This window comes from Pseudoalteromonas sp. MTN2-4, from assembly GCF_042848605.1.
Taxonomy (GTDB): domain Bacteria; phylum Pseudomonadota; class Gammaproteobacteria; order Enterobacterales; family Alteromonadaceae; genus Pseudoalteromonas.
Genome location: NZ_BTGK01000001.1, coordinates 168381 through 191538, shown reverse-complemented (window position 1 = coordinate 191538; position 23158 = coordinate 168381). Strand labels below are relative to the sequence as shown.

Annotated in this window: 19 protein-coding genes; 5 read left to right on the top strand and 14 right to left on the bottom strand. The window is 39.9% G+C overall.

Features of this window, described 5'->3' with window-relative positions; genetic code table 11:
• Positions 1–25: 25 nt before the first annotated feature.
• Genes iadA through ACGHEH_RS00900 form a run of 3 tightly spaced genes read right to left on the bottom strand, consistent with a single transcriptional unit; the run spans position 26 to position 5569 of the window.
• Entirely contained in the window at positions 26–1198 is a 1173-nt protein-coding gene (gene iadA / locus ACGHEH_RS00910) for a beta-aspartyl-peptidase (RefSeq protein ID WP_390440947.1), read from the bottom strand.
• A gap of 14 nt (positions 1199–1212) precedes the next feature.
• Entirely contained in the window at positions 1213–2595 is a 1383-nt protein-coding gene (gene yfcC / locus ACGHEH_RS00905) for a putative basic amino acid antiporter YfcC (RefSeq protein ID WP_390440945.1), read from the bottom strand.
• Positions 2596–2647: 52 nt separating this feature from the next.
• Positions 2648–5569 (bottom strand): TonB-dependent receptor domain-containing protein, encoded by a 2922-nt coding sequence (locus tag ACGHEH_RS00900; protein WP_390440943.1) that lies wholly within the window; start codon positions 5567–5569, stop codon positions 2648–2650.
• A 452-nt stretch (positions 5570–6021) separates the two neighbouring features.
• Between ACGHEH_RS00900 and ACGHEH_RS00895 the strand changes: the two genes are divergently transcribed.
• Positions 6022–7659 (top strand): cyanophycinase, encoded by a 1638-nt coding sequence (locus tag ACGHEH_RS00895; protein ID WP_390440941.1) that lies wholly within the window; start codon positions 6022–6024, stop codon positions 7657–7659.
• Positions 7660–7681: 22 nt separating this feature from the next.
• On the opposite strand, the gene ACGHEH_RS00890 is transcribed toward ACGHEH_RS00895, so the two are convergent.
• Positions 7682–8707 carry a TRAP transporter substrate-binding protein gene (locus ACGHEH_RS00890; RefSeq protein WP_390440939.1) on the bottom strand — a complete coding sequence of 342 codons (1026 nt, stop codon included), beginning with the start codon at positions 8705–8707 and terminating at the stop codon, positions 7682–7684.
• 433 nt (positions 8708–9140) lie between these two features.
• Between ACGHEH_RS00890 and recR the strand changes: the two genes are divergently transcribed.
• Both recR and ACGHEH_RS00880 read left to right on the top strand, forming a co-directional pair.
• A complete protein-coding gene (gene recR / locus ACGHEH_RS00885; RefSeq protein ID WP_138482184.1) occupies positions 9141–9743 on the top strand; it encodes a recombination mediator RecR in 603 nt (200 codons plus the stop codon).
• A gap of 259 nt (positions 9744–10002) precedes the next feature.
• Positions 10003–10821, top strand: coding sequence for a DUF3667 domain-containing protein (locus ACGHEH_RS00880; protein WP_390440937.1), 819 nt, complete (start codon positions 10003–10005; stop codon positions 10819–10821).
• 35 nt (positions 10822–10856) lie between these two features.
• Here ACGHEH_RS00880 and ACGHEH_RS00875 read toward each other — a convergent pair whose 3' ends face one another.
• The 7 genes from ACGHEH_RS00875 to ACGHEH_RS00845 all read right to left on the bottom strand — a co-directional run bounded on the left by ACGHEH_RS00875 (position 10857) and on the right by ACGHEH_RS00845 (position 16846).
• Complete coding sequence (locus tag ACGHEH_RS00875; RefSeq protein ID WP_130255819.1) at positions 10857–11075, bottom strand: helix-turn-helix transcriptional regulator; 219 nt, start codon at positions 11073–11075, stop codon at positions 10857–10859.
• Positions 11068–11565, bottom strand: coding sequence for a hypothetical protein (locus ACGHEH_RS00870; protein ID WP_390440935.1), 498 nt, complete (start codon positions 11563–11565; stop codon positions 11068–11070). The genes ACGHEH_RS00875 and ACGHEH_RS00870 overlap by 8 nt, the downstream gene beginning before the upstream one ends.
• A gap of 189 nt (positions 11566–11754) precedes the next feature.
• Entirely contained in the window at positions 11755–12693 is a 939-nt protein-coding gene (locus tag ACGHEH_RS00865; RefSeq protein WP_390440933.1) for a LysR substrate-binding domain-containing protein, read from the bottom strand.
• Positions 12690–14423, bottom strand: a complete 1734-nt coding sequence (aceK, locus tag ACGHEH_RS00860; protein WP_390442373.1) for a bifunctional isocitrate dehydrogenase kinase/phosphatase — start codon at positions 14421–14423, stop codon at positions 12690–12692. The genes ACGHEH_RS00865 and aceK overlap by 4 nt, the downstream gene beginning before the upstream one ends.
• Positions 14424–14576: 153 nt before the next feature.
• The gene (locus ACGHEH_RS00855; RefSeq protein ID WP_390440930.1) at positions 14577–15053 is read right to left on the bottom strand and encodes a DUF4124 domain-containing protein; all 477 of its coding nucleotides are present in this window, start codon (positions 15051–15053) and stop codon (positions 14577–14579) included.
• A gap of 76 nt (positions 15054–15129) precedes the next feature.
• Positions 15130–16629 carry a DUF3413 domain-containing protein gene (locus ACGHEH_RS00850; protein WP_390440928.1) on the bottom strand — a complete coding sequence of 500 codons (1500 nt, stop codon included), beginning with the start codon at positions 16627–16629 and terminating at the stop codon, positions 15130–15132.
• A 4-nt stretch (positions 16630–16633) separates the two neighbouring features.
• Complete coding sequence (locus tag ACGHEH_RS00845; protein WP_390440926.1) at positions 16634–16846, bottom strand: DUF1414 domain-containing protein; 213 nt, start codon at positions 16844–16846, stop codon at positions 16634–16636.
• Positions 16847–16910: 64 nt separating this feature from the next.
• Here ACGHEH_RS00845 and yejK point away from each other — a divergent pair, with 64 nt between their 5' ends.
• Both yejK and ACGHEH_RS00835 read left to right on the top strand, forming a co-directional pair.
• A complete protein-coding gene (yejK, locus tag ACGHEH_RS00840) occupies positions 16911–17924 on the top strand; it encodes a nucleoid-associated protein YejK (RefSeq protein WP_390440924.1) in 1014 nt (337 codons plus the stop codon).
• A gap of 390 nt (positions 17925–18314) precedes the next feature.
• A complete protein-coding gene (locus ACGHEH_RS00835; RefSeq protein WP_390440922.1) occupies positions 18315–19802 on the top strand; it encodes a diguanylate cyclase in 1488 nt (495 codons plus the stop codon).
• A gap of 15 nt (positions 19803–19817) precedes the next feature.
• On the opposite strand, the gene ACGHEH_RS00830 is transcribed toward ACGHEH_RS00835, so the two are convergent.
• Genes ACGHEH_RS00830 through ACGHEH_RS00820 form a run of 3 tightly spaced genes read right to left on the bottom strand, consistent with a single transcriptional unit; the run spans position 19818 to position 23109 of the window.
• On the bottom strand, positions 19818–20840 hold the full coding sequence (locus ACGHEH_RS00830) for a hypothetical protein (RefSeq protein WP_390440919.1): 1023 nt from the start codon (positions 20838–20840) through the stop codon (positions 19818–19820).
• Positions 20788–21402, bottom strand: a complete 615-nt coding sequence (locus tag ACGHEH_RS00825) for a penicillin-binding protein activator LpoB (protein ID WP_390440917.1) — start codon at positions 21400–21402, stop codon at positions 20788–20790. Before ACGHEH_RS00825 ends, ACGHEH_RS00830 begins: the two co-directional genes overlap by 53 nt.
• Positions 21403–21414: 12 nt before the next feature.
• Complete coding sequence (locus ACGHEH_RS00820) at positions 21415–23109, bottom strand: hypothetical protein (RefSeq protein WP_390440916.1); 1695 nt, start codon at positions 23107–23109, stop codon at positions 21415–21417.
• Between the last annotated feature and the right edge of the window lie 49 nt (positions 23110–23158).

The window sequence follows — 23158 nt, the reverse complement described above, 5'->3', positions numbered from 1 at the left end:
CGAAAATAGGCTAGGGAGGTATACGTTAGGCTTTTGCAAAGAATCCTTGTGTAATGATGTTTTGCTTTTCAACCATCATTCGCCCGTTGCTCCAAACACTATGGACTGTTAAGTCATCTTTTTTTAATAAGACTAAATCGGCATCGCCTGCAACTTTTATCAATCCTTTAACTAAGCCAAGTATATGCGCAGGGTTTTGGGTGATAGCCATCAAGGCTTTTTCAAGCGGTACGTTAAATTCTAATACAGCTTGTTGAAATGCATGTAAAAGCGATGACTCTTGGCCCACTTCAAAGCCAACCAAGTTATTGTGTGCATCATAAATAGGCAAGCTTGCATGCCCATCTGAGCTCATGGTGAGCTGACTCTCAGAGACGCCTTTTTCAAGGCAGTAGGCAAGTGCCTCTGCAGCGGCTAATTCCCCATGTGCTAAATCATAGTCTGTGGTGCTGGTGGTGAAGTCTATGGTGCCACCGGCTTTACAGAACTCAATACCAGCCATCAACAACTCTGAATTACGATTCATATGCGTTGGGTAAAATATATCTATAGGCAGCTCAGTAGAGCGAGCCACTTCATGCAATAGGGCGAGTTGTGTATCGCCACTACCGACATGAATTGAGACTGTGCCTCTTTTGCCGCTGAGCAATCCTGCTGTGCGTGATTCAGCGGTGACCTCGGCAAGTTGTTGAGCGGTGATTTGGCGACCACGATGATCTGCAATGGCAACTTCACCGACACCGATTATTTCATCGATGAACATGATGTCTTTGCTGATCGAATCAGTGAGCGTTTTGATAGGAAAATGATAAGAACCCGTATGGCAAAAAGCATTTAGTCCTTCTTGTTTTAACCCTTTTGCTTTGGCAACCAAATCAGCATGTGTTCGGCTAATATCGTCAGTACCAAGCGCGCCGACGACAGTGGTTATACCGTTTAACGTTGCATCAGTGAGGTGCATTTCTGGTGTACGACTGGCAAATCCGGCTTCACCTCCGCCACCAATGAAATGCACCAAAGCGTCAACAAACCCTGGCACTAGGATAAAGCCATTACCGTCAACTAGATTGACGAGTGTGTCATGATGAAGCGTAATATTTTCTTCGATGGCAATGATTTTTTCACCGCCGAAGAGCACGTCTTTTTTACCAAGGTAGTGTGGAGCATATACCTCAGCATCTTTTATAAGTGTAAGCATAATTAATAGATAATTTATTGATAATTTATGAGTTGAGCGAAAACCATGGCAAGTGTAGAAAGACCAAAAAGCACCAACATAAACCGCCAAATGAACTTTGCCCAATCGCCCCAAGATAAGTTAACCACCCCTAAGCAGCCAATAAGACTCGCAGAGGTTGGAATGATGATATTGGTGAGGCCGTCACCGAGTTGAAATGCGAGCACTGCCGTTTGCCTAGAAACGCCGACTAAGTCAGCCAAAGGCGCCATGATTGGCATGGTTATAGCTGCTTGCCCTGAGCCTGAAGAAACAAAAAAATTGAATACAGACTGGAAGACATACATCGACCATGCAGCTATCACATCGGGTATATGTGATATCACACTGGCACAATGATATAGCAAGGTGTTAAGCATAGATGGTGAGTTTAATTCACTGCCACCTAGTAATAAAACCAGCCCTTTTGCTAAGCCAACCAACATAGCAGCCGGTAACAATGCGGCACTACCATGTTTAAATGCGTCGACTGACTCAGATATGCTTTGACGTTTACCAAGCTTGGCAATAATGGTCACAATTAAGCCTAAAACAAAGAATTGTGCAGCGAGCTCAGGAATGTAATAGCTTTTTGCAGTAACGCCATAAACCACCCATATAATTACAGCTAAAAACGCAATGAGCAGTACTTTATCGACCGCGCAGAGTTGAGTATGTGGCTGTGGTGTTGAGCAGTCCACACTTTTACGAGATTGCTTGGCGTAGCGCATGGTAAACAACATGCCAACCACAATAAAAATAGCGGTTAATGCAACACGAAGTTCTGCACCTGAGAACACCTCAAGCCCAGCAATGCTTTGTGCGATGGCAATACTAAATGGATTCATCGGTGAGGTGGCAAAGCCAATTTGTGTGGCAACATAAGTGACTAACACGGTGACATACGCGTTATATCCAAGCTTTTGCATAATTGGGTAGAGCACAATACAAAACGCAATAGCTTCTTCCCCCATCCCAAAAATGGCCCCACCTAGGCTAAAGGCAACAAATAAACTGGGGATAAATAACCAATCAATTTTCTGTGTGTTATTTATTAGTGACATCACGCCATTATCGATGGCTTTGGTTTGCATAAGCACGCCAAATGCCCCGCCAGTGATTAAAATGAATGCGATAACACCGATTGCCGCGCCATTTTTGTCACCACTGACTAGCCCTTCAAATAAGACGTTAAAGAAGCCGAGAGTCCCACCTTCGCCAAACAATGCCATCGGGGCAGGTGATGCAATTTGACTAAACTGCGACAGCATGACCGTATTTGTTTGCTCCGGCGTATTAAAAAAACCGGGGAGTACAAAAAAAGAGGCCAGATAACATAGTACGACCATCATCATTAAGATGACGAAGGCATCTGGCATTTTATATTTTTGATGCATGTTAATTTAGAATGGGGTTACCCCCATTCCTCCATTAGAACTTAGCTGATAAGCCAATTTGATAAGTCGTACCAAACGCATCGTGGTTAATTGAATCAAAGCCACGCTTTGAACCAAATACTGTTGGTGGTGCTTTATCAAATAAATTTTTGATACTGGCTCTAATAAACAGGTTTTCACTCAACTCCAGACCTGCATTGAGATCCATAACAGTCCAGCTATCTACTGTGTGTTGCTGTTGTGCATCAAGTAAGCCTAGTTCGTCAAGCTCATCAATTTCACGGCCTTTTAAACCTTCAATATCATCAGAGTAACTGTCAGTATAGTTGGCAGACAACGAGATGTAGTAGCTATCAGTATCTAATGTGACTGACAGGCGCCCGACATTTTCAGGGTATCTAAATGTGCCGACAAGAGATTCAATTTGATCTGAGCCTGGCTTATTGCGGTCATATTCAAGATAGTGCGTCGCATCTAACGCCAGTTTTAAATCGGCAAAACCCAGTTTGAATCTGTGATCGAACTTAATATCTAACCCGCGAATATCCTGAGTGCCAGTATTTTCAAGTTGGATTACATGATCGCGATATAGCTGAAGTGATCGTGAACGTGGATCAAACTCTGAGATATAAGCACCTAATATTTCTGATAAGTTCGCGCCAGATTCATCAATTTTAAGCCCTGCATTATCGGTGACACTACAAACATCTTCACCATATGATATGCCCATTTGATTTTGCGGTACGATGCCACAGTGGCGAAGTGAGGCGTCTGAAATAGCGCGTTCTAACACTGCAGTCATGTTGGTATCAATGACTTCTTTGTAGTCAAACTGCCAATAATCGATCATCACTGTGGTCTGCCTAGAAGGACTCCATGCAAAGCCAATTGAAAGTGAATCAGACTCTTCAGCGTTTAAGTTTTCATTACCTAACTCTAAGCTGTTTACGCTGACAAGTGTGCCGTCACCTTCACAATATAGGTCAGCAATTGCTTGGTTTGTACCGCAATCAAAAGTTGAGGTAGTAGTACGAAGCTTGACACCTGCTTGCGTTAAAGACGGTGCTCTGAAAGACGTTGCCCAACCCGCGCGAAGTAAAATGGTGTCAGTTGGTCGATAACTGATACTGACTTTTGGGTTAAACGTTGAGCCAAAATCATCAAAGTGATCGTATCGACCCGCTAATTGCATCTCGACTTGCTCAGTGAGCGGAATATAAAGCTCGGCAAAAGCACCATATTGCGTACGCTCTGCTTCAGCTATGCTCGAGCCGTAGCCAAATACATCAACTAAATAGTCATTTTCAGCTTTTGCCACTGCATTTGCAGATGGAATATCGGAAAGCTCTTCCTTACGGGCTTCAAATCCAAATGAAGACTGCACATCAATATCACCGAGCGTGAATAACTCGCCCGAGAAAGTGAGGTCTATACCATAGACTCTACTTTTGCCTTCGCGTGTTGGCATGGCTTGTGTGAGTGCAAGAATTGCATCATTGTTTGCGTCTGCGACTAAGAATGGATTATAAAAATCAAGCAACTGACCGCTGTTACAGGTGACACCGTTATCGCTAAGAGCACCAATCGAACCATCAGAGCAAATCTCGCCAGCCAATGCTGCATGGAATTGGTAACGGTTATACACGCCCTTTATTGCTTGCTGCTCTGAGCGAGACTCAGAGATCAGCACACCTGATTGCCAATCCCACTCTCCAAGTTGACCTTCAAGACTAGAAACTAGGCGGAAGTTTTTAGATTCTACCTCAATGGTTCTTGGGTCGTTAAATCGCGCATCAAACCGGAAGCCCCATTGTTCTTGGCCTAAAAAAGTATCGAATGGGTCGATATATAAAGCATCTAAGAGGGCGTTATTGCCTTGGGCATCATCAAATATAAATAACGCATCTTCTTTTACCCAAGGACCTTCAGCATCATCAAGCTGATTAATGGCTGCGGGTGTTGAATAGGCGGTTGATTTAGTGGTGCTGTAAAAAAATTCAGTGTTCCAGATTAGGTCATTAAATGCTTTATTAACTATAAAGCCGGCTGATAGGCTTTCAAATGGCGCGCTCAATACGTCATCTTGATTACCATAATAGGCACAAATTTCTTCCCCATATTCCGTTGTGACAAGCTCAGTTTTACAGCCTGGCGCGCCTATTTCATTACCATCTTGGCTACTGTAGTAATAGATATTGGGGGTATTTTCGAGTTTAGGTAGGTAAGAGTAACTGTTAATCAAAGACGGGTTAGCTGTGTACTCACGATCTGAGGCATTAAACTGGTTTTTATCGAAGTAATCAGCAAATACGGTGACATTGCCACCTTCAATTTCGCTACCCCAGATCAGGTTAAGTTGTTTTTTGCTCTCATCACTGTCTTCAAAGCTATCTGAAAATGACACATCCAGCTCTGCACCTGTGAAGTCTTTTTTAAGAATGTAGTTGATAACGCCTGCAACCGCATCTGCGCCATAAATCGCAGAAGCCCCGGTCGCTAAAATTTCAACACGTTCAATTGCAGCCAGTGGAATGGCGTTTACATCGACAAAGTTTTGTGTACCTGCTGCAAAAGAGCTTGGTGCAATTCTTCGCCCATTGATGAGTGTCAATGTAGCTGAAGGCCCCATACCACGAAGGCTGGCAGCTGCTTGACCTGCAGGGGTTGAAGTCGACGTACTGCCACTTTCACTGGTTGTAAAGGTGCCCGCACCACCTTTAAGTTGTGGTAAATCTTGTAAAAGTTCAATGACAGAGGTTGCGCCAGAGCGGCTAATGTCTTCTGAAGAGATAATGGTTATGGGTTGAGTACCTTCTAGGTCAACGCCTTTAATGCGAGAGCCTGTGACTTCAATACGTTCGACTTTTTCTAAACTTGCTTGTTCTGATTGTTGTGCATGAGTGTAGCCACTGTTCAGCAGCGCAGCAGCAACACCGAGAAATAACTTGTTGTACATGTTTCACCTAACTTTTGGTTAGCCGTCGATGCAATTTGGGTGAACAGGTAGGAGTCTTACCATCCTCACAAACACTTAACTGAATAATGAGAGCAGGTAAAAAACGTAACTATCCTGTAAATGGCATTAATCAGCATAGAGCTCGCAAGATGATCAAAGCCTTCGACAGCTAGAATTTATTTTTTATGATTTTTTGAGGTGGGTTGCATACCAATAGACAACACCACGGTGTTGATACCGTGTGTCTACTCGTCGAACCACTCCGAAAGGTAGTGAGGTGAGTAGAAGTAGCAAACAAGCTTAAACGCTTTTTTATACATAGCTTCATCTCTTCATTTTTGACAATGCAAACTGGCCTGTGCTAGCTTGCTTCCTGCAATGTTCATAAAAGTTATATCACAGCTTTTTTTGTGATGACAAGTCTGATTTTTTAAATTTATGGAAAAGTCCGTATGAACTTTGCTCGTTTTTTGTCCAGTATCAGTCTGGGCTATTTGTTACTTTTTAGCGCGTCATCTTTAGCGCAAACCCTTTATCTTATTGGCGGTTCGCTTAAAACTTGCTCAAGTCAAAGTACTCAAAATTGTTCAAAAAAAGTCAATTTTGAAAGTGCTGCTAAGCGCCAACAATTATTTTTAGTTCATGACCTCACGCTAAATGCTGTGAATGAAAAATGGCCAACTCATAACACACAACATAAACATCGCACTAGAAAGCTGCTAAAAGCAATTAAATCGAAGACGTTGTATTCAAAATCAGCGCTGATAGCTGCAATTAAGCAACAAGATAGCTACTTGTATAAGCGTTGGAGTAATGAAGAATATTACTTTGTTTTTGATATGTTAGAAGTACCTGTTTTGTATGAACAACGTAGAGCGAAAGAGCAGGTGTTAACGCAGTTTAATAATGAACCTGCCAGCACTGAAATCTTAAATGACATTGTAAAAACGCTAAAACAGCAAAATAATGCAAAATTACTCCTGAGTACCGCGTCTTCTCGTGACCCATACGAGTCAGCTGATTTCTATCAGGGTCTTTTTAGTGCATATGGTATAGAAGCAACCTGGTTTGCATTGACCCCAGCTTTAGCCAAAGCAATCAGTAATAACGATTGTGACAACCTAGATATTTACCGAAACAAGCTGAATAACGTGTTTAATCGTGAATTGGTTTATCCCGACTTAACCGCGCAAGAGCTAGCTCTGTGTAAAAAAGGCATCGACAACCTCACTCAAGAAATTACAAGCGCTGGTGGCATGATGTTTAATGGCGGCGATCAGTCTCTGACAAAACAGGTCATGGTTGATAACGAAACAGGCAAGGCGTTTCCTTGGTTGAAGGCGATACAAAATCGGCCTGTTCTGATTGGAACCAGTGCAGGTACAGCGGTGCAGTCTGGTGGCCAAAATGCATCTGGACAAGTGCCTATGATTACCAATGGCACAAGCTTAAGTGCGCTTGAGTCGGGAGCATTTGCAAAAGCTTCGCCCAAGCAGAACTGTCAGCAACATGGCGGATGTGACATTTTACCCCATGATGCGTTGACATATGACAAACGAGGTGGGTTAGGCAGCTTTAATTTCGGTATTCTAGACACGCATTTTAGTGAAAGAGGTCGCACACCAAGGCTAGCGGTGTTATTAGCCGAAACTAACCAAAGGTGGGGTTTTGGGGTTGATGAAACCACAGCACTTAAAGTCGAAAAAGCAGTAAATAAATTCTCTGTGCTGGGCAAGCAAGGGGTAGTGCTACTTGAAAAGGTTTCAAAGTACTCATTTTTATATAATTTTTACCCGGCAAGTAGCGAATTCATATTGAATCCAAATGTAGAAAGTTTCGCAGAGATTAAAATAAATGGGCGAGTTGGGCATTCAGAAGATTTGATCTCTGACGCCTTGATAAGAGAAAGGCTTAAAGTATTTTGTACTGATGACATATCAAGTCTTGTTAATAAAGAGCAGGGTATAAAAAATAATGAGCTTATATTCAGAAAGCTTGAGCAAACTAGTTGTGAGTTATTGGGCCAAAGTATGAAAATCGAAAACTTGTTGATGAAAATAGATTCATTATCCAAAGCAAAGGATAATTAACTAAAAATAGGTGTTCACAACACTAAGAAAGCTGATAGATACTGGTTTCATTGGTCGCATCAAGTAATTTTTCAAATGTGTTGAGATCACCTAATAAATCTTTTTTTATGTCCCGCCAGGCAGGTTGGTGATGACCAAATTGCCTTATCCATTCTGTTTGTTCTTTATTACTAGGCTCGTAAATAGCAGTGCCATATTTTGAGAGTCCTTTTATACATTCGGTATGAATGGCATTAAAACTACTGATGTGATGTTCAAATGTCTTTTCTGCGGCAATGGTAACTACCTCTTTCAAAGTACCTGGTAGCTGCTTTAACCAAGCTTGGCTGATAACCGTTACCCATGTATCTGGCACACTATCGATTTTTGTGACATGTTTTAAGTATTTTCTTAAGCCGCCAGGACCTGAATGAAGTCCAACTATACCTGGATCAAGCGCGTCTATAAGACCTAAGCGCACCATTTTGGCTGTTTTACCCCATGGTACTTCGACAATATTTGCCTGAGTCATTTTATAAAAATGAGTGAGCACTTTAGATGCGGGTACTCTTAATGTTACCCCCTTAAGGTCTCCTGGCGTTATGACGCGTTTGTTTGAGCGTTTTATAGTCGTTAATGTGCGTGAACCTACAATATGGTGCAAAAGAATTTGAAATTTACCCTGCTTTTTGATGGGGGTAAGTACTAGATCATGCCATTGTTTAGAGCTAATTAAATTTAAGTAAGCTTGGTTGTTACTAGCCCAAAAAGGGATATTTAAGATGTCAAGTAATGGCAAGGCACGAGATAAATTCGAAACTGAAATTAATGCGGCATCAATGTGTTTATGGCTTATTGCGGCCATTAATTCAGTACCGACACCAAGCTGGCCATTATCAAATAGAGATACATATATTTTACCTTCAGACAATGACTCAATATAGAATTTTAGTTGCTGGTGAAGGTGTGGGGTCGTTCTGTACTGGCTGGTCTGATAAGGGGAAGCAAAATTGAGTATGTAATCAGCTCTTCTTAGTTTGTCTCGCTCTTCCATAAGATCGTATTCCATTTGAATAGTTCCAACTGGAAGACATAAAAGCGGAGCACAGTAATTTAGGGCACCAACACTCAATGCCCCTTTGATAAAAAGGCGTCTATTTATTTTCATCTTTTTAGTATAGCTGGAAATAAAAAGCTGGCCCTAAATGATACTAAGCAATGATTTTTTTATTAGTTAATCAATTATGCTTGTGACAGGTTTGTCGCACTTTTATAATCACTTTTATCTAATAAGACATACTTAGTGCACAATATCACCTCTGAGTAGTATTCAATCATTTTGAGGAAATAAAACTGACGTTAACTTCGTTGAAAACTTATTATTTAGAACAACTAAATAGAAACTTTTCGCCATGTTATCGACATGTTCCACCTGCCTTAAAGTAGATCATTTAATACAGAGGATGGTATAAGTGTTGAGTTTTAAATAAAAAAGAAGCGATATGCAACTATCTGGAACCTTATCACAACTCATTGAAGCCTTGCGCTGTTTACCAGGCATTGGCCCTAAATCGGCTCAGCGTATTGCTTTTCATCTGCTTGAAAGAGACAGAGAAGGCGGTAGCCAGTTAGGGCAAAGTCTAACTAAAGCGATGCAAGTTATCGGGCATTGCCAAACTTGTCGTACGTTTTGTGAAGAGCCTGAGTGTTCGCTATGTCAAAATATTAAACGCCAAGATAGTCGCTTATTATGTGTAGTTGAATCACCAACTGATGTGCTTGCTATTGAGCAAACTGGTCAGTACACAGGCTTGTACTTTGTATTAATGGGGCATTTATCGCCATTAGACGGCATAGGCCCAAATGAAATTGGTTTAGATGTATTAGAGCGTCGTTTATCAGAAGGTAATATTGACGAGGTGATTCTCGCTACTAACCCAACCGTAGAAGGTGAAGCAACTGCACATTTTATCTCTGAGCTTTGTCAAAAATATGATGTACTTGCTTCTCGTATTGCTCATGGTATGCCTGTAGGTGGCGAGCTTGACTTAGTTGATGGTATGACGCTAATGCATGCGTTTTCAGGGCGAAAAGCCATTACCTAAAGTACACTCTGACCTCTTAAGCATTTAGAAAAGCTAATCATATAACATGATTAGCTTTTTTATTTTCCTGATTATTAATAATGCCAGCCCTCGTTAATACCTAATCTTTTTGAGGGACTAAAACTGATGCTTTATTCAATGTATTAATATTGGATATGTAAATAAATCTTTGACAGGAAGTATCAGGTTAGGGACAATTTGCTTACAAGTATAGTGTCTAACACTCTATTTTTAGTCGTTTTCGATAGGGATGAATCACGTGGTAAACTTTGATGAGCAAGCAAATTGCTTAAACTGTGGTGCAAAATTAACAACACGCTTTTGTGGCGAATGTGGTCAAGAGAAAGTTCGGCGTATTACTTTTAAAGAGTTATTTAAAACGGCTCAAAGAGCGATATTAGAATTTGAGTCACCATTTTTAAAAACATTTATCACCATGACAACTTCTCCAGGTAGAGTCTGTAGAGATTATATTGAAGGCAAGAGGGCAAGCTATTTCAATCCTATTAAATACGCTTTCTGGAGTTTGACATTTTTTTTCTTTTTAACTGCGTTAACAGAGCAATCCGTCGGTGAGCTGGCAACGAGCTCATTCATAGGTTCTCCAACACCAGAAACCCAACGGTTTGGTGAGGTATTAAGCCAAATTATGGAAAGTTCAATGTGGTATTTAACTTTTATCTATACCGCAGTTTTTGCCCTATTATTGAGAGTCTTCTTTAGAAAAGAAGGGATTAAATTTACTGAGTTTTACGTATTAGCAATTCTACCATCTGCACACGTAACCTGGTTTACTTCAATATTGGTTGCTACGAGTTGGTTAGATGCAAAAATTATAACCTCTGCTTCTGTGTATATTTCAGTCTTATTTAGTATCTATGCTTACACGACGTTTTTTGATAAAAATAAAGTAAAAGTATTTTTGAAGTCTTGTGCAGTTATGTTTTTAGGACTGTTCATAGTGGGGTTCATAGGTGCAATGCATACATATATTCAGATTGGTTATGAAGATGCAGTTGAACAACATAAATTAGAACAGGCTAAAGGTAAAAATCAGGTTGAGACTAATAATCTCTAACCCTTTTCAAAGAGAATAAAGCCAACCCTTTGGCTTTATTCAACTTCTTTATATTGAAATACTTCTTCAAGTGGTAAAGAGAAGACCTCTGCAATTTTGAAAGCAACTTCTAAACTTGGCGAGTATTTGTTGGCTTCAATGGCCATCACTGTTTGACGAGTCACTCCGATGGCTTCAGCAAGTTGCTTTTGCGTCATCTCATTGTTTAAAAATCTCAACGTCCTAATCGAATTAGTGATAACGCGATCAGTCATAAATCGCTCCTGTACGGCCTTTAATAAGTTGCACACCATAAAAAACGATTTCAGCTAATATAAAGGCGACTACCATAATATGTAGTGGTAAAAATGGCATACTGATTTTATCTGCAAAAAACTGGTTAGCTTCAATCTGATATTGAAAAATGCCTATACCCAAACCTATTTGTAAGATCCATGCAGAGTATTTGTAGCCGATTAAGTTGATCTGTTTTTCGCGTACATCCATGGGTTGCTCTAGCTCTTTGTCACTTGCAAGTGCTAAGAGAATGTAACTGGCGATCATCAAAATGATACTACAAATGATTACATTACCTAGTAGCCCAGATAACCAAGTTATATCACTCAATTGCTCGGTACTTGCAAATAACACTGCGCGTAAATAATAAAATAAAAGGTACCCGCAAACGAGCAAATCAACGAGTAATGTCACTTCTCGAAAGCTACAGCTATCAAGCCATTCTTTAAACTTTTGTTGTCTAGTCATGTTTGTTCCTTTTGACTTAAGGTAAAGTATTTTTAACATTAATAAAATTACGTCAAAATTGTGGTTGAGTCAAAAATTTTTTACTTCGAGTTAGCTTTATTTGCCATTTTAAATGAAACAACTTGTGTTTTCTGAACAAAAAAATACCTGCAAAAGCAGGTATTCGTTATTAATTTCATAATGTTATGGTTATTTTAGCTCTTCAGCTACCTCTGCAACTTTCTGTCTAAGCCAAATATGGCTTGCATCGCGATGAAGCAAAGGGCTCCAGATCATATCCAGCTCGAAAGGTGGAATAGGGAACGGCGGCTCTAAAATAGCTAACTGAGGATCATCTTTATAAATATTGGCGGCTTTTGAAGGCAGTGTAGCAATCAAGTTTTGTTCTTTCGCCAGGTGAATAGCGACATGATAGTTACGGGTAAAGGTAGCTATGTTTCTGTGTTTACCAAAATGCGCGAGCGCTTCATCAACCCAACCAAGTTTCTGCACATCTTCTGGGTCCATTCCAACACCCACACCAAAACCAGTTTTACTTACCCAGATATGTCGTGCCTTTAAATAAGCATCGAGGTTAAATTTATCGATAATTGGGTTATCAGACTTAATTAAACAGCAAAAGCTGTCTTTCCAGATACGTTTATGGTGGAAAGATTGAGGCAGATTTTCAAAACGGTTGATGGCCATATCTACCTTACCATTTTCTACATCATGAAAGGTCACGTCACTTGGCGTTAATATATCGAGTGTGGTGTCAGGTGCTTCTTCATGTAACTTATTTAATAGCTTTGGCGCAAGCGTACTTGCAGCGTAGTCACTTGCCATGATCCTAAATACACGCTTACTTTGACTTGCTTCAAACTCTCGATTTGGTGCAAGCGTTTCTTCAAGCGTCATTAATATACCGCGAATAACGGGCTGTAACTCTAAGGCGCGCTCTGTAGGCACCATGCCATCACTGGTTCGAACCAAAATTGGGTCATTGAATAAGTTACGCAGCCTCTTTAGGCCATTACTCATGGCTGGTTGTGTAATACTAAGCTGGTTTGCAGCTCGAGTAACATTGCATTCTCGTAATAAGGTGTCGAGATATACTAATAAATTTAAATCTATTTTACTGATATTCACATTAATCTCTTTTGTTTCGCAATGTGGTTAAATCTTTGCTCAGGCGGGTAAGGGTAAATATGCTTACTCACTTTGTTGAGAATATCGGCTTGTGCATTTTTCCAATATTCAACGGTTAGTAATTCGGGATGCGTCTGCTCAAAGAATGTTTTTAATTTAGGGTTCGTCATCACAAAAGTTAATAACTGCTCAGGAAATACATCTTGTGGTGCAACTGAATATAAATCAGCCCCTGAGTATAAGTCATCTAAACTTGGCTTCGGCAAGGCTCTAAAATTCATTTCTGTTAGATATTGCACTTCATCGTAGTCATAAAATATCACTCTGTGGTGTTTGCTAACACCAAAGTTTTTTAGCAACATATCTCCTGGGAATATATTTGCCTGCAACATCTCTTTGATGGCTAGCCCATAATCGTCAATCACTCCAAAGCTTTGTTCATCTGAAGCTTGCTCAATAAACAGGTTGAGCGGATTCATTCGTCGCTCGATATATAAGTGTTTTATGACTATGTGGTTGTTTTCTATTTTGACACTGCCAGCAATGGTCGCTTGTAATTGCTTAAGTAATTCAGCGCAGAATCTATTTAGCGGCAGCACAACATCTGAGTATTCAATGGTGTCAGCCATTCGACCAACACGATCATGGTTTTTAACCAATTGATATCGGGCTAATACAGTATCGCGACCAAAAGGCTTACTTTCAGAGAATTTATCTTTAATGATTTTAAAAACATACGGAAAGTTTGGGAGCGTAAATACCATCATCACCATACCGGGTGTACCAGGGGCGATCACAAACTTGTCCCTGCTGTTGTCTAGGTGGTGTAAAAACTCACGATAGAACTCGGTTTTACCTTGTTTATGAAAGCCTATTGCATTGTAGAGCTCTGCAGGAGTCTTATTCGGCATTAATTGATTTAAAAAATGTACCATAGCAGATGGGGTATTAGTCGAAACCAAAAAGTAAGCCCGTGCAAAACCAAAAATGACCCGCATCTGTGAAGAGTTTGTCAGTAAAGCATCAATACAAAGCATACCATTCTCGTTGTGCAACACAGAAATTATAAAAGGTTGAATACCACTCAGAGAGACTACGCGACCGATGATATATGCGCCTTTATTGCGATAAAATGGCGAGGGAAGCATATCAAAACGCATCTGATGATGCTGGTGGTGCGTATCGGGTGCTTGTTGAATAAATGCTTTTACTAATAACCTTATATCTTGCTCAAGATTGGCAAACTCACACTGAAAGTCAAACTCATTAATAATCTGTTTGATGGTTGGCTTTAACCCTTTAACAACTGGAAAATAACTTCGATATTCGGTTTCAACGGCAACCACAGGAGCATCTTTTAAAGTTGTTTCGACGAAAATAAAATCATTATTGAAATACTGTCTATCGAATAAACGACAAAATACAGAGTTATAAAAGGTTTCGGCTAGTTCAGCTTGAGGGTGAAAGGTTAATAAGTCGAGATAGTGTTGTTTTACTTGATACCAAAAAGATTCATCAAGCACATCGCAGTTTAATAGTTCTTTTACGTCATTGATGGTTTCGTTGACTCGAGTATCATAATGATGGATACGTGCTTTGCTGATTTGCTGGATTTTCCCCCAGTCTTGTGTGGCAAAAGCGATAGGGGCTTGTCCTGTGATCTCTTGAAATAATTGATAGTGCTTAGCAAAGCCAGAAAGTATCAATTGGGCTAGACTGAAAGCGTGCATCATCATCCTCGATATTTAGGTAATTTGCCGTCAAAATAGGGTGAAAATTACCAAAAACGCATTATCTTGCTAACACTATATAATGAAAATGGGTGCTTGGCTATCCCACAATGGTCTACAGATGATTATGATTTACTTAACTTGTGCTAAGCCTTATTGATAGCGGGCTAGTTGCTTTTCTAGTCTCGCTATTTGTTTGTCAATGTCTCTGGCATCCTTTAAATATTGCTTATTGATAGATTTGAGCTGCTTTTTAACATCTCGGATAGTTTGTTGTTTTTTTCGGTCATCCATAATGCGATTCAAGCGAGCTTGTTGCTCTCTAGAGTCTCTGTCTCTGTCACGACTTAAAATAGCAGACTTCTGACGCTTAGCCCGGATCTCACGCTTTAAATTTCGAACTATTTGTTGCTTCTCAAGATTATTGAGTGTTTTGAAATGCTGTTCAGCAGGTATTTTTGCTTCAGGATTGGAATGTGTTAATGTGTGAATTGTACCATTTTTATCACAAGGGTGCTGACTAAAAATTGTGCCTCTATCTGTAACGCACTTATAGTAGCTGACAGAAACCTTTTCAGCAGAAACACTCATAGACATTAGTATAAGAATGATGGCATAAGTTCTTAGCATAAACAGCTCCTTTTAGTTTTCTCCATGACCTTCAGAAGGATTATAGAAATATAGTAAAGCTAAAAGGAGATGCAAGTTAATTGCCACCACTACTGTGGGTGAACTTTTGTAATTCTTTGATACTTTGGATTAGAAAAGGGATATCTAAACTTTGTTCTAATAGGAAACCCTCTGAGCCTGACATTTGTTTATAACTGCCATCTGGGTTAACTAAAGTAATTCGGTCTTTCTTGAAAGTTATCAATACACCGTTAGAGTAGTTCACGCCCTCTTGGCGGAAGTCTTGATTTAGGTTTCTACCTAACATGGTAGCCTCAGCAAGTGTAGGGCAATTGAGTTGCTCTGATACCACAGAATAGATTATGTCGTTAAGTTGTTTAAAACTATCACTATTTTTAATTTGAATAGAATCTGACACATAAGCCTGTGAGGTGCTTATTAGCTCTTTGTTGTTGTCGTCAGCAAGAGACAAAGCGATCACATTCTCAGTGGGAAGACCTTCAAGTTTATCTACTAAGATGATGTTGACTGGGTGTTCACCATCAATATCTTTGAAGCCTGAATCCGTAAAGCCTGTTAGGCCCAACAGCGCATTTTTTTGTGACCAAGCGGGTAAAGAGCCTCGTAGCTTTTCAGAATTGTAATATGCAGGTAGCCCATAGATAAGGTTAAACAGTGCATCTTGACGATTACTTGGCAGTAACATGTTATCAAGCTCAGATAAACCAGAACTTCCAGCTACAAAGTCACTCAAAAGAGCGCTGTTTTTAAAGGCAATAATGTTGACGGTTTGATTGGCTACTTCACAATTTGGTAATGAAGACTTAATTATAAAGTCACCCTTTGAGACTTCTAATTGTACATTTCTAGCCTGTTGATATTTTTCAATATCAAGTAAATTGTGACGGGCAAGTAAGGTTTTTGCCGTTGTTGGGTAAGAGAGCGGCAATACATTGTCTTGTTTGGTAATATCGAAATAGTTGTTTGCATCGGCCCATATATGAATACTGTGACTTAGGGCAAAACAAGTCACGAGCACACTAGTAGCATAACGGGCAAATTTCAGGTTTTTCAGTCTATCTAAGTGTCGCCAAGCATGGTTACTGGCAATCAATTCAAGTCCTAAAATAACGATAATGATAGAACCAGCTATGGCAGTAGTTATGGCTGGCGAGCTAGTGAGTGTCGACCAAAGTAAGCTAATTATCTCAGGTAGCGACTGAATATTAATGTGGTAGCCAAGGCTATAATACACAAAAGCATCTAGGCATAAGGTTGAAACACCAATTGTTGCAATAGCCGCAGCCATGCCACGAATGTGTCTCGGATAAGGAAATACTAAGCTCAGTGGAAATATGGTTAAAACAAACGCACAAAACGTAATAAAGCTGGTATGACTCACCCAAGTTATCAACATATAGAACCAACCAAGAGATGAACTTGGTTGGCTTTCGGCAAATAGATAAATTGTACTGATCAGCAGTACTAAGCCAATATTAGCAAAAGTGAACCAGTGTCCCCAACTCAAAAGTTGGCTGGCTTTCGAAGAAAACTGGTTGTCAGGGGTGAGATTCATTCAGTTATTTTACCGATTGCACGAGCGCTTTAGCGAAATTTTCGGCAACAGCTTGTCTTTTATTTTCTGGCACATGTTCTTTTAGGATATGCGTGATAGAATTTCCTAAACACATTAGACTTAAATCAACAGGTGCCTGTTGTTGAGTTAACACATCGATAAGCTGGTCGACAATTTGTTCTACTTGTTTGTTGGAATATTTAGATTGGATAGGCATCAGTTGGTTCAAAATCAATAAATAATAATTTTTTATTTTAACACCAGAGGCGCGAAAAACAAAGATGAGCATTGAGGTGAATAAACTGGTTGTCCATTATGTCGACAAACAGGACGAAGATACCCAAATCCATTTACGCAATGATGAGATGTCGATTAACGACCGAGTGAATGTATTTATTGAACAATTACATCATGCTTACACCAGTAAACCTGGCAAGGGATACTGTGCGTTTAGCCCAGATAAAAATAGCCAAGTTGCATCGGCGATGCAGAGTTATCGCAATAATGAACTCAATTTTTATAATGTGACCGAACAAGCGACGCAGGTATTAAAAGAAGAGCTGAATAAATACGCCTTTAACGAAACAGGGTACTTGGTATTTTGCCACTACCAATACGTGGCAACAGAATATGTACTAATCGCATTAATAAATATTAAAGAGCATTACTCGATTACTTCAGAGCTAGATTTATCTGCTTCGCGCCATTTAGATATTTCTCGCATGCAGCTTGCAGCAAGAGTTGATTTGTCTGCTTGGGATACGCAACCTGAAGATGCACGTTACATCTCGTTCATTAAAGGGCGAGCAGGTCGAAAAGTGGCTGACTTTTTCTTAGACTTTTTAGGCTGTGAAGAAGGCATTGATGCTAAACAGCAGTCGAATGTGATGTTGGCAGCTGTGGAAGATTATTTGAGTGAACAGCAGTTTAATAAGGAAGAAAAAGACGACTTAAGGAAAGAAGTCTTTGATTACTGTAACGACTGCATCACAACAGGTGAAGACGCCAATATAGCTGGCTTATCTGAAACACTGTCAAAATCTTCAGAGGCTCAATTTGAAGACTTTTATAAAGATCAAAGCTATGACTTAGCTGAATCTTTCCCAGTTGATAAGAAGACGTTAACAACTATGGTGAAATTTTCAGGTCTAGGTGGCGGTGTAAGTGTGGGTTTTGAGCGTAAACACTTAGGCGAGCGGGTCTTGTATGATGCTCAAAATGACACGCTTACAATAAAAGGTATTCCGCCAAATCTAAAAGAGCAACTACAACGCTTCTATGAAGAAAACGATTAGGGCGTGTTTATCTTTGAGGTATGAATTTTGTTCAAATCAAAGGCTTTCAATACACGAAATGAGCTACGAAGCATAATGGGTTATGTGAGTGGCGAATGACAAAGTAGTGGAAGCCTTTGGTTGAACTCTCCGAGCTGCGCGAGTTGGTCATTTATTCGGCGTTATCGGCTGACTTACATAGAATAACTATGCGGGGCAACCCTTGCTACGCAGCCTCTGCCTTGCCTAAATATCCAACTCGCTGCTGCAAAAACAAACAGCAAAGGTCAACACGCCCTAGTATCAATTATGATAATTCTAAAAAAAGAGCCTTGGCTCTTTTTTTATTGGCTTATTCTAAGGTAAAGTCTTGTCTATATTTAATAATACACTTCATTGTGCCCGACTATTATGACTCAAAGACCGTTTGTTTATGCTGATATAAATTGCCCGTTTTGTTTTGTATTACACGAGCGGTTAAAAAATCTTGATTTAATTAACGAAGTGGAGTGGCGGTTAGTAGAGCATGCATCCTCTGCAAATGTTCAAGAGTTAAAATATATTGATATTCTCAATGCCGAATTTAAAGCTGTATTAGATAAAGCGCCTGACATCGAAATCCATAATCCTAAATTCATGGTCAATAGCTCAATGCTGAATGAAACGCTTAATGCTGTATCAGGCAGTTATCCTGATAAAGCCCTTGAGTTTAGAGATGCTTTATACCGAGCATTATGGATAGAGAGTTTAGATATATCTGACCCTAAAATTTTAGATTCTTTACTTGTTAAATACGGTGTAGATGAATTTGAGTTTAGTGAGCAGCAGCAAGCACAACAATTACAATGGCAATCGGATTGGGAAAAGGGTGAGTTTGGACATAGAGTCCCAGTCTTGGTGAACGGAGCCGGAGATTCTATTACAGGTTTACAAAACGAAAGTACTTTACGGTCGTTTTTTAAAAATGAAGCCGTCCAACACGTTGATCAGTACAGTGCCTGTAATCTTAAGTTTAATGAAAAAGTGTTTATGCTTGGAAACTCATTATCATCTCAAGTAGTTTCAAGTTATTTGTCTCATGCAGAATATGATTTTTATAAACTTGAGTCTAAAGATACTTTATTAAGTAAAGCGCTGAAGCAAAACAGTGCTTTGATACTCGTTGAACACCAAGCGGATCCTGATTTTGAGTTCTGTAAGCAGTTTCGTGCAATGTCGCAAAGTACAACCCCTGTGATTTATTATAGCGATAAGTTAACCGATGAAATCGAGACACAAGGTTTTGCCGTTGGTGTATCTGACATGCTTGATGTAAGCAGACAAAAAGAGAGTTTACTTGGTAGGTTAGCCATGCATATTCGCACTAAACATCAATTAGATATTATCAGTGGTTATGCAACTCATGATGCATTAACTGGGTTTTATAATCGTCGTGAAATTGAACGTGTTTTACAACGCAGTTGGCAAACAGCTTGCCGTTATAGCACTGAGTTGACGGTATTTCTAATCGATGTAGATGACTTAAAAAAATATAACCTTAAATATGGTTATGCGGCAGGAGACGAAGCTCTTATGGGCATTGCGAATGTGTTATCAGCAGGCAGAAGCGAGGATATAGTAGGGCGCTTTTCTGGTGAAGAATTTGTGATGATTTTACACAATACCCCAGAAAAAGAATTACTAAAAATAGCAAACCGCATTCAGAATAATATTTTATCTCGCAAAATCTGTTACAACAAAAACGATGACAATGACTTTGTGACTGTCTCTATCGGCATTGCGACGACCTTAGCAAATAAAGCACATAATTACACAGATCTACTGGCTTTGGCTGATACGGCCTTACATGAAACAAAAACGCTTGGCCGAAACCAAGCGATAAAGTTAATATTAGCTTAATATGTAAGTGTGCACTTACATGTAAGATGAGGAGATAAACTCAGCGATTTGCCCAGATAGATTATCAGCTATCTTATCCATGGCTTTGTTTTTAGCCATACTTTGGTAGGAAGAAGCCGCTTTTACTTTGCTGCTGAAATGCGCTCTTTCTTCCCCTTTTTCAACGATAGAGACAAAAGTTTGCGCAACACTATAATGAGTGCTGTCTTGGTTGATATTTTGCCAATCAGTTCTGATCTTGATGATAAAATCCGGTTTAAATGTCGAAACTTTTAACCCCTGATCTGTGAGTGCTTTAGCTAGGTGATCTCTTAAGTTTGATTCTTTCTCAGAAGTTACCTCAAGATTGAAGCTTAAATCAGCAATCACTTCTTCAGCTTGCTTGGCTTTATAAAATACTGATTCACTTAAGATCACTTGTTGGCTTTGCAGCATAGACAAGAATTCATTCTTTTGAATTCTTTCAGCTAAAAGCTTCTTAACTCTCAATGCAGATTTCAAACGTTGTGTTTTAGTCGACTGGGTTAAGCTTACACCTGCAATTTGGCTATCAATACCTGAAATCTCGAGTTCGGTTTGCATAATTGCATTGGTTTTATTGAACTCAGCGAGAGCATAAATGGTATTGCCTTGTTGAAACTCTTCACTAATGCGTAACCCTTGTAACTTTAAGTCAGGCACTTGTGAACGAATTAATTCGTTAAGTTTAAATTTACTACTGCCTTTACTGGCTTGTTGCACAATACGGGTATCGGCAGTGATAACGACATTAAGCTGCTTTGCCAAAGCAACACGGGCTGATTCAATTGCTGTATTTTTAGCTTGCTGTAAATCGCCATAATTCTGCGCCTGACCAACGCCATATACCACATTCGGTGCACTTGGAGTTTGTGTGATCCAAGCTGGGGTCACAGGCTCAGTGCTAGAAGAGGTCGACTGACAACCCGATAACATCAGCAAAGATAAGCACGCAGCTATAGGGGCTTTAGAAACCAAAGCGCGAACGTTTTTGATGTTTTTGAATTTTCTTCTGGCCATTCCATACCTCACGGTTGCTTGTCATATCGATTAATCTTAAGTCTACTTGGTAAAACGTCACTCTTTGTCCACCTTGTTCATCTACAAATGAGTTGATGCTCCCTGATAGGGCATAATCAGCACCTAGCTCTTGTCCCATTTCATTTTGCGTTTCGATAGAGGCATTGAGTTCTTGGTCTTTACGTTCTTGACGGATCTCATTTCGAATACTGCTGTTTGCCACGAAATCAGCCTGACCAGTTCTCAGAATGGCACGTTTTAAATCATTTAAAAAAGTATCAACGGCAATATGCTGATGAGATTTGTTACGAACACTTTGAATGATAATGGCAGGCTTGCTGTTGTGGTACTTTAAGTGATCGCTAACCCATGGAAAGGTGAGCATATCATTGACCATAGCTTCGGCGACAAGTTGCGAATCCTTAGCATTCCAGTTGTCAGAAAGAGCAATCTCTTGATTGCTGTCTACGCGTTCAATCTTTGTACTTTGGCACCCTGAAAGGAATAAAGTGCCCGAAAGTAAAAGACCAGAATAGGTTAAAAAGTTTTTTGTTCTCTGCATTGTGTTTTCCATTTATAGAGCATTAACCGTTGGTGCTGCATTTAAAAAAGTACGTGTATGCCAAACAGTCATTGAACCTTGTACGTCTATGTTAGCCGATTGTTGTATCACTCGTCCCGAGTTTAGGGTGGTTTTTATTGTTAAATTTTGTAGCCCAGGCTCGAGTGATAGTTGGGCTAGCCTGATTTGTGAAGGGAGTGATTGCCATTGTCTTGTGTCAGCCGATGCGGTAATTGCATTCACGGCGGTTGAAGCAATTTTCACAAAGCTTCCTAATAGGTTGTTTTGATCTGCGCCCGCTACTTGCATCGCTTTGCGAGCGGTTAAGGCTTTGACAATTTCTCGTGTAAATGCGATACGGATTTCAGACTGTGCATCAATCAAGGCCTTTTGTAAGGCTAATTGGCTTATTGAATGAAATTGCTCAAGGTCTGCTAATTTTTTATTGCCCTGCCAAATCTCAGTTTTACGGACCGATAATTTGGGCGGAGCTAAATAACTTACTGAGATCCTACCCCCATACTCGAGGGCATCGATTAGTCCGATATCTTCAGCTTCATCCCATAAAGAGCCTAAAGGAATACGCTTAGTCATGGTTCCTAACAGTACATCGCTTACATCACCGAGTATGTAATTTTGCATCAGGTCAAATAAGCTAGTATCAGCATAAAGCATTTGAAACCAAAGTCGCTGCTCACGCTTTTCTTGTTCTGAGCCAATAAAAATAGGGTACATCACCAAGGCTTTAGATCGCGCTTCGGCTCTTAGCATAAAGTTTAACTGTTTCTTTTCTGGTGCAATCCCTAGGTTTTGGATAATCGTAACTTGTGCACCATCGGGCACTTCAAGAGAGCTATGTTTACCTAGCAAGGTTTGCAGCTCTGAGCGATATCCACCTGCTAACTTCATCGTTCGCGCAAGGTTTTGTAATGCAAGCTTTTCGGTACTATCAGTTAACCCGTATTGTTTAGTGAAGCCATTTTCATAAGCGTGAGCGGCTCTCTGGTACTGCAATCTAGCAGCGTCTAAATCGTTATTTTGCTCATTTAATAGCCCGCTAAATAAATGAATGAAAGCATCATCTTTATATTCAATGTTTTCTAAAAGTGCTTCAGGTGCAGCGATTGGTTTTAAAATGTCATAAATGATATCGGTAAGGGAGCCTTCATCTTTTTGTTCAGAACTGTTGTAACCACCCGTTTCAGACTTTAAATTTTCCATGTAAACATCAAGCTGTCGCATTTCAACTTGGCTAGAATCTAGGTAGGTTTCACGCATACTCGGGTTAAGTTGAGCGAGTGAATTAAAGTTCAACGCTTTCAGATAATGTATCAGGGGTAAATAATAGTTTTTGCCTTCATAGTTGGCAAAAGTGGGCCCGCTTAACATTGCTAGGGCTTGTTCAGATAAGCTAATCGTGTAAAACGATTCGATGTGTGCCTTAGCTCTCTCAAGATGCTGATTACTTTGCAAGTAATCTTTCTCTAAATGAAGAATAGTCGCAAGCTCTAATTCGTGCAGAAGCCTATCTGGGCCCACAGACGAATAGTTTTGTTTTATAGTCTGCTTTGCTTCGGTAAATTGACCTTGCTCTATTTGCAGGATGGCGCTTTTGTTAGCGCGAATGGTATTACAGCCCGATAGAAACATTAAAGTCAGACAGCAAACCAAAAGTTGTTTTAATGGGAAAAAAAGAAATACCTTCAAAGACACATCCTTTGCACTGAAAATAAATAAAGAATATAGTAACTTATAA

Bases quoted from the DNA above. Each gene is read 5' to 3' on its own strand.
- yfcC (WP_390440945.1), bottom strand. From the start codon at position 2,595: ATGCCAGATGCCTTCGTCATCTTAATGATGATGGTCGTACTATGTTAT.
- ACGHEH_RS00875 (WP_130255819.1), bottom strand. From the start codon at position 11,075: ATGACTGATCGCGTTATCACTAATTCGATTAGGACGTTGAGATTTTTA.
- ACGHEH_RS00890 (WP_390440939.1), bottom strand. From the start codon at position 8,707: ATGGAATACGATCTTATGGAAGAGCGAGACAAACTAAGAAGAGCTGAT.
- ACGHEH_RS00855 (WP_390440930.1), bottom strand. From the start codon at position 15,053: ATGCTAAGAACTTATGCCATCATTCTTATACTAATGTCTATGAGTGTT.
- yejK (WP_390440924.1), top strand. From the start codon at position 16,911: ATGAGCATTGAGGTGAATAAACTGGTTGTCCATTATGTCGACAAACAG.
- recR (WP_138482184.1), top strand. From the start codon at position 9,141: ATGCAACTATCTGGAACCTTATCACAACTCATTGAAGCCTTGCGCTGT.
- iadA (WP_390440947.1), bottom strand. From the start codon at position 1,198: ATGCTTACACTTATAAAAGATGCTGAGGTATATGCTCCACACTACCTT.
- ACGHEH_RS00830 (WP_390440919.1), bottom strand. From the start codon at position 20,840: ATGGCCAGAAGAAAATTCAAAAACATCAAAAACGTTCGCGCTTTGGTT.
- ACGHEH_RS00900 (WP_390440943.1), bottom strand. From the start codon at position 5,569: ATGTACAACAAGTTATTTCTCGGTGTTGCTGCTGCGCTGCTGAACAGT.
- ACGHEH_RS00835 (WP_390440922.1), top strand. From the start codon at position 18,315: ATGACTCAAAGACCGTTTGTTTATGCTGATATAAATTGCCCGTTTTGT.
- ACGHEH_RS00895 (WP_390440941.1), top strand. From the start codon at position 6,022: ATGAACTTTGCTCGTTTTTTGTCCAGTATCAGTCTGGGCTATTTGTTA.
- ACGHEH_RS00850 (WP_390440928.1), bottom strand. From the start codon at position 16,629: ATGAATCTCACCCCTGACAACCAGTTTTCTTCGAAAGCCAGCCAACTT.
- ACGHEH_RS00845 (WP_390440926.1), bottom strand. From the start codon at position 16,846: ATGCCTATCCAATCTAAATATTCCAACAAACAAGTAGAACAAATTGTC.
- aceK (WP_390442373.1), bottom strand. From the start codon at position 14,423: ATGCACGCTTTCAGTCTAGCCCAATTGATACTTTCTGGCTTTGCTAAG.
- ACGHEH_RS00870 (WP_390440935.1), bottom strand. From the start codon at position 11,565: ATGACTAGACAACAAAAGTTTAAAGAATGGCTTGATAGCTGTAGCTTT.
- ACGHEH_RS00825 (WP_390440917.1), bottom strand. From the start codon at position 21,402: ATGCAGAGAACAAAAAACTTTTTAACCTATTCTGGTCTTTTACTTTCG.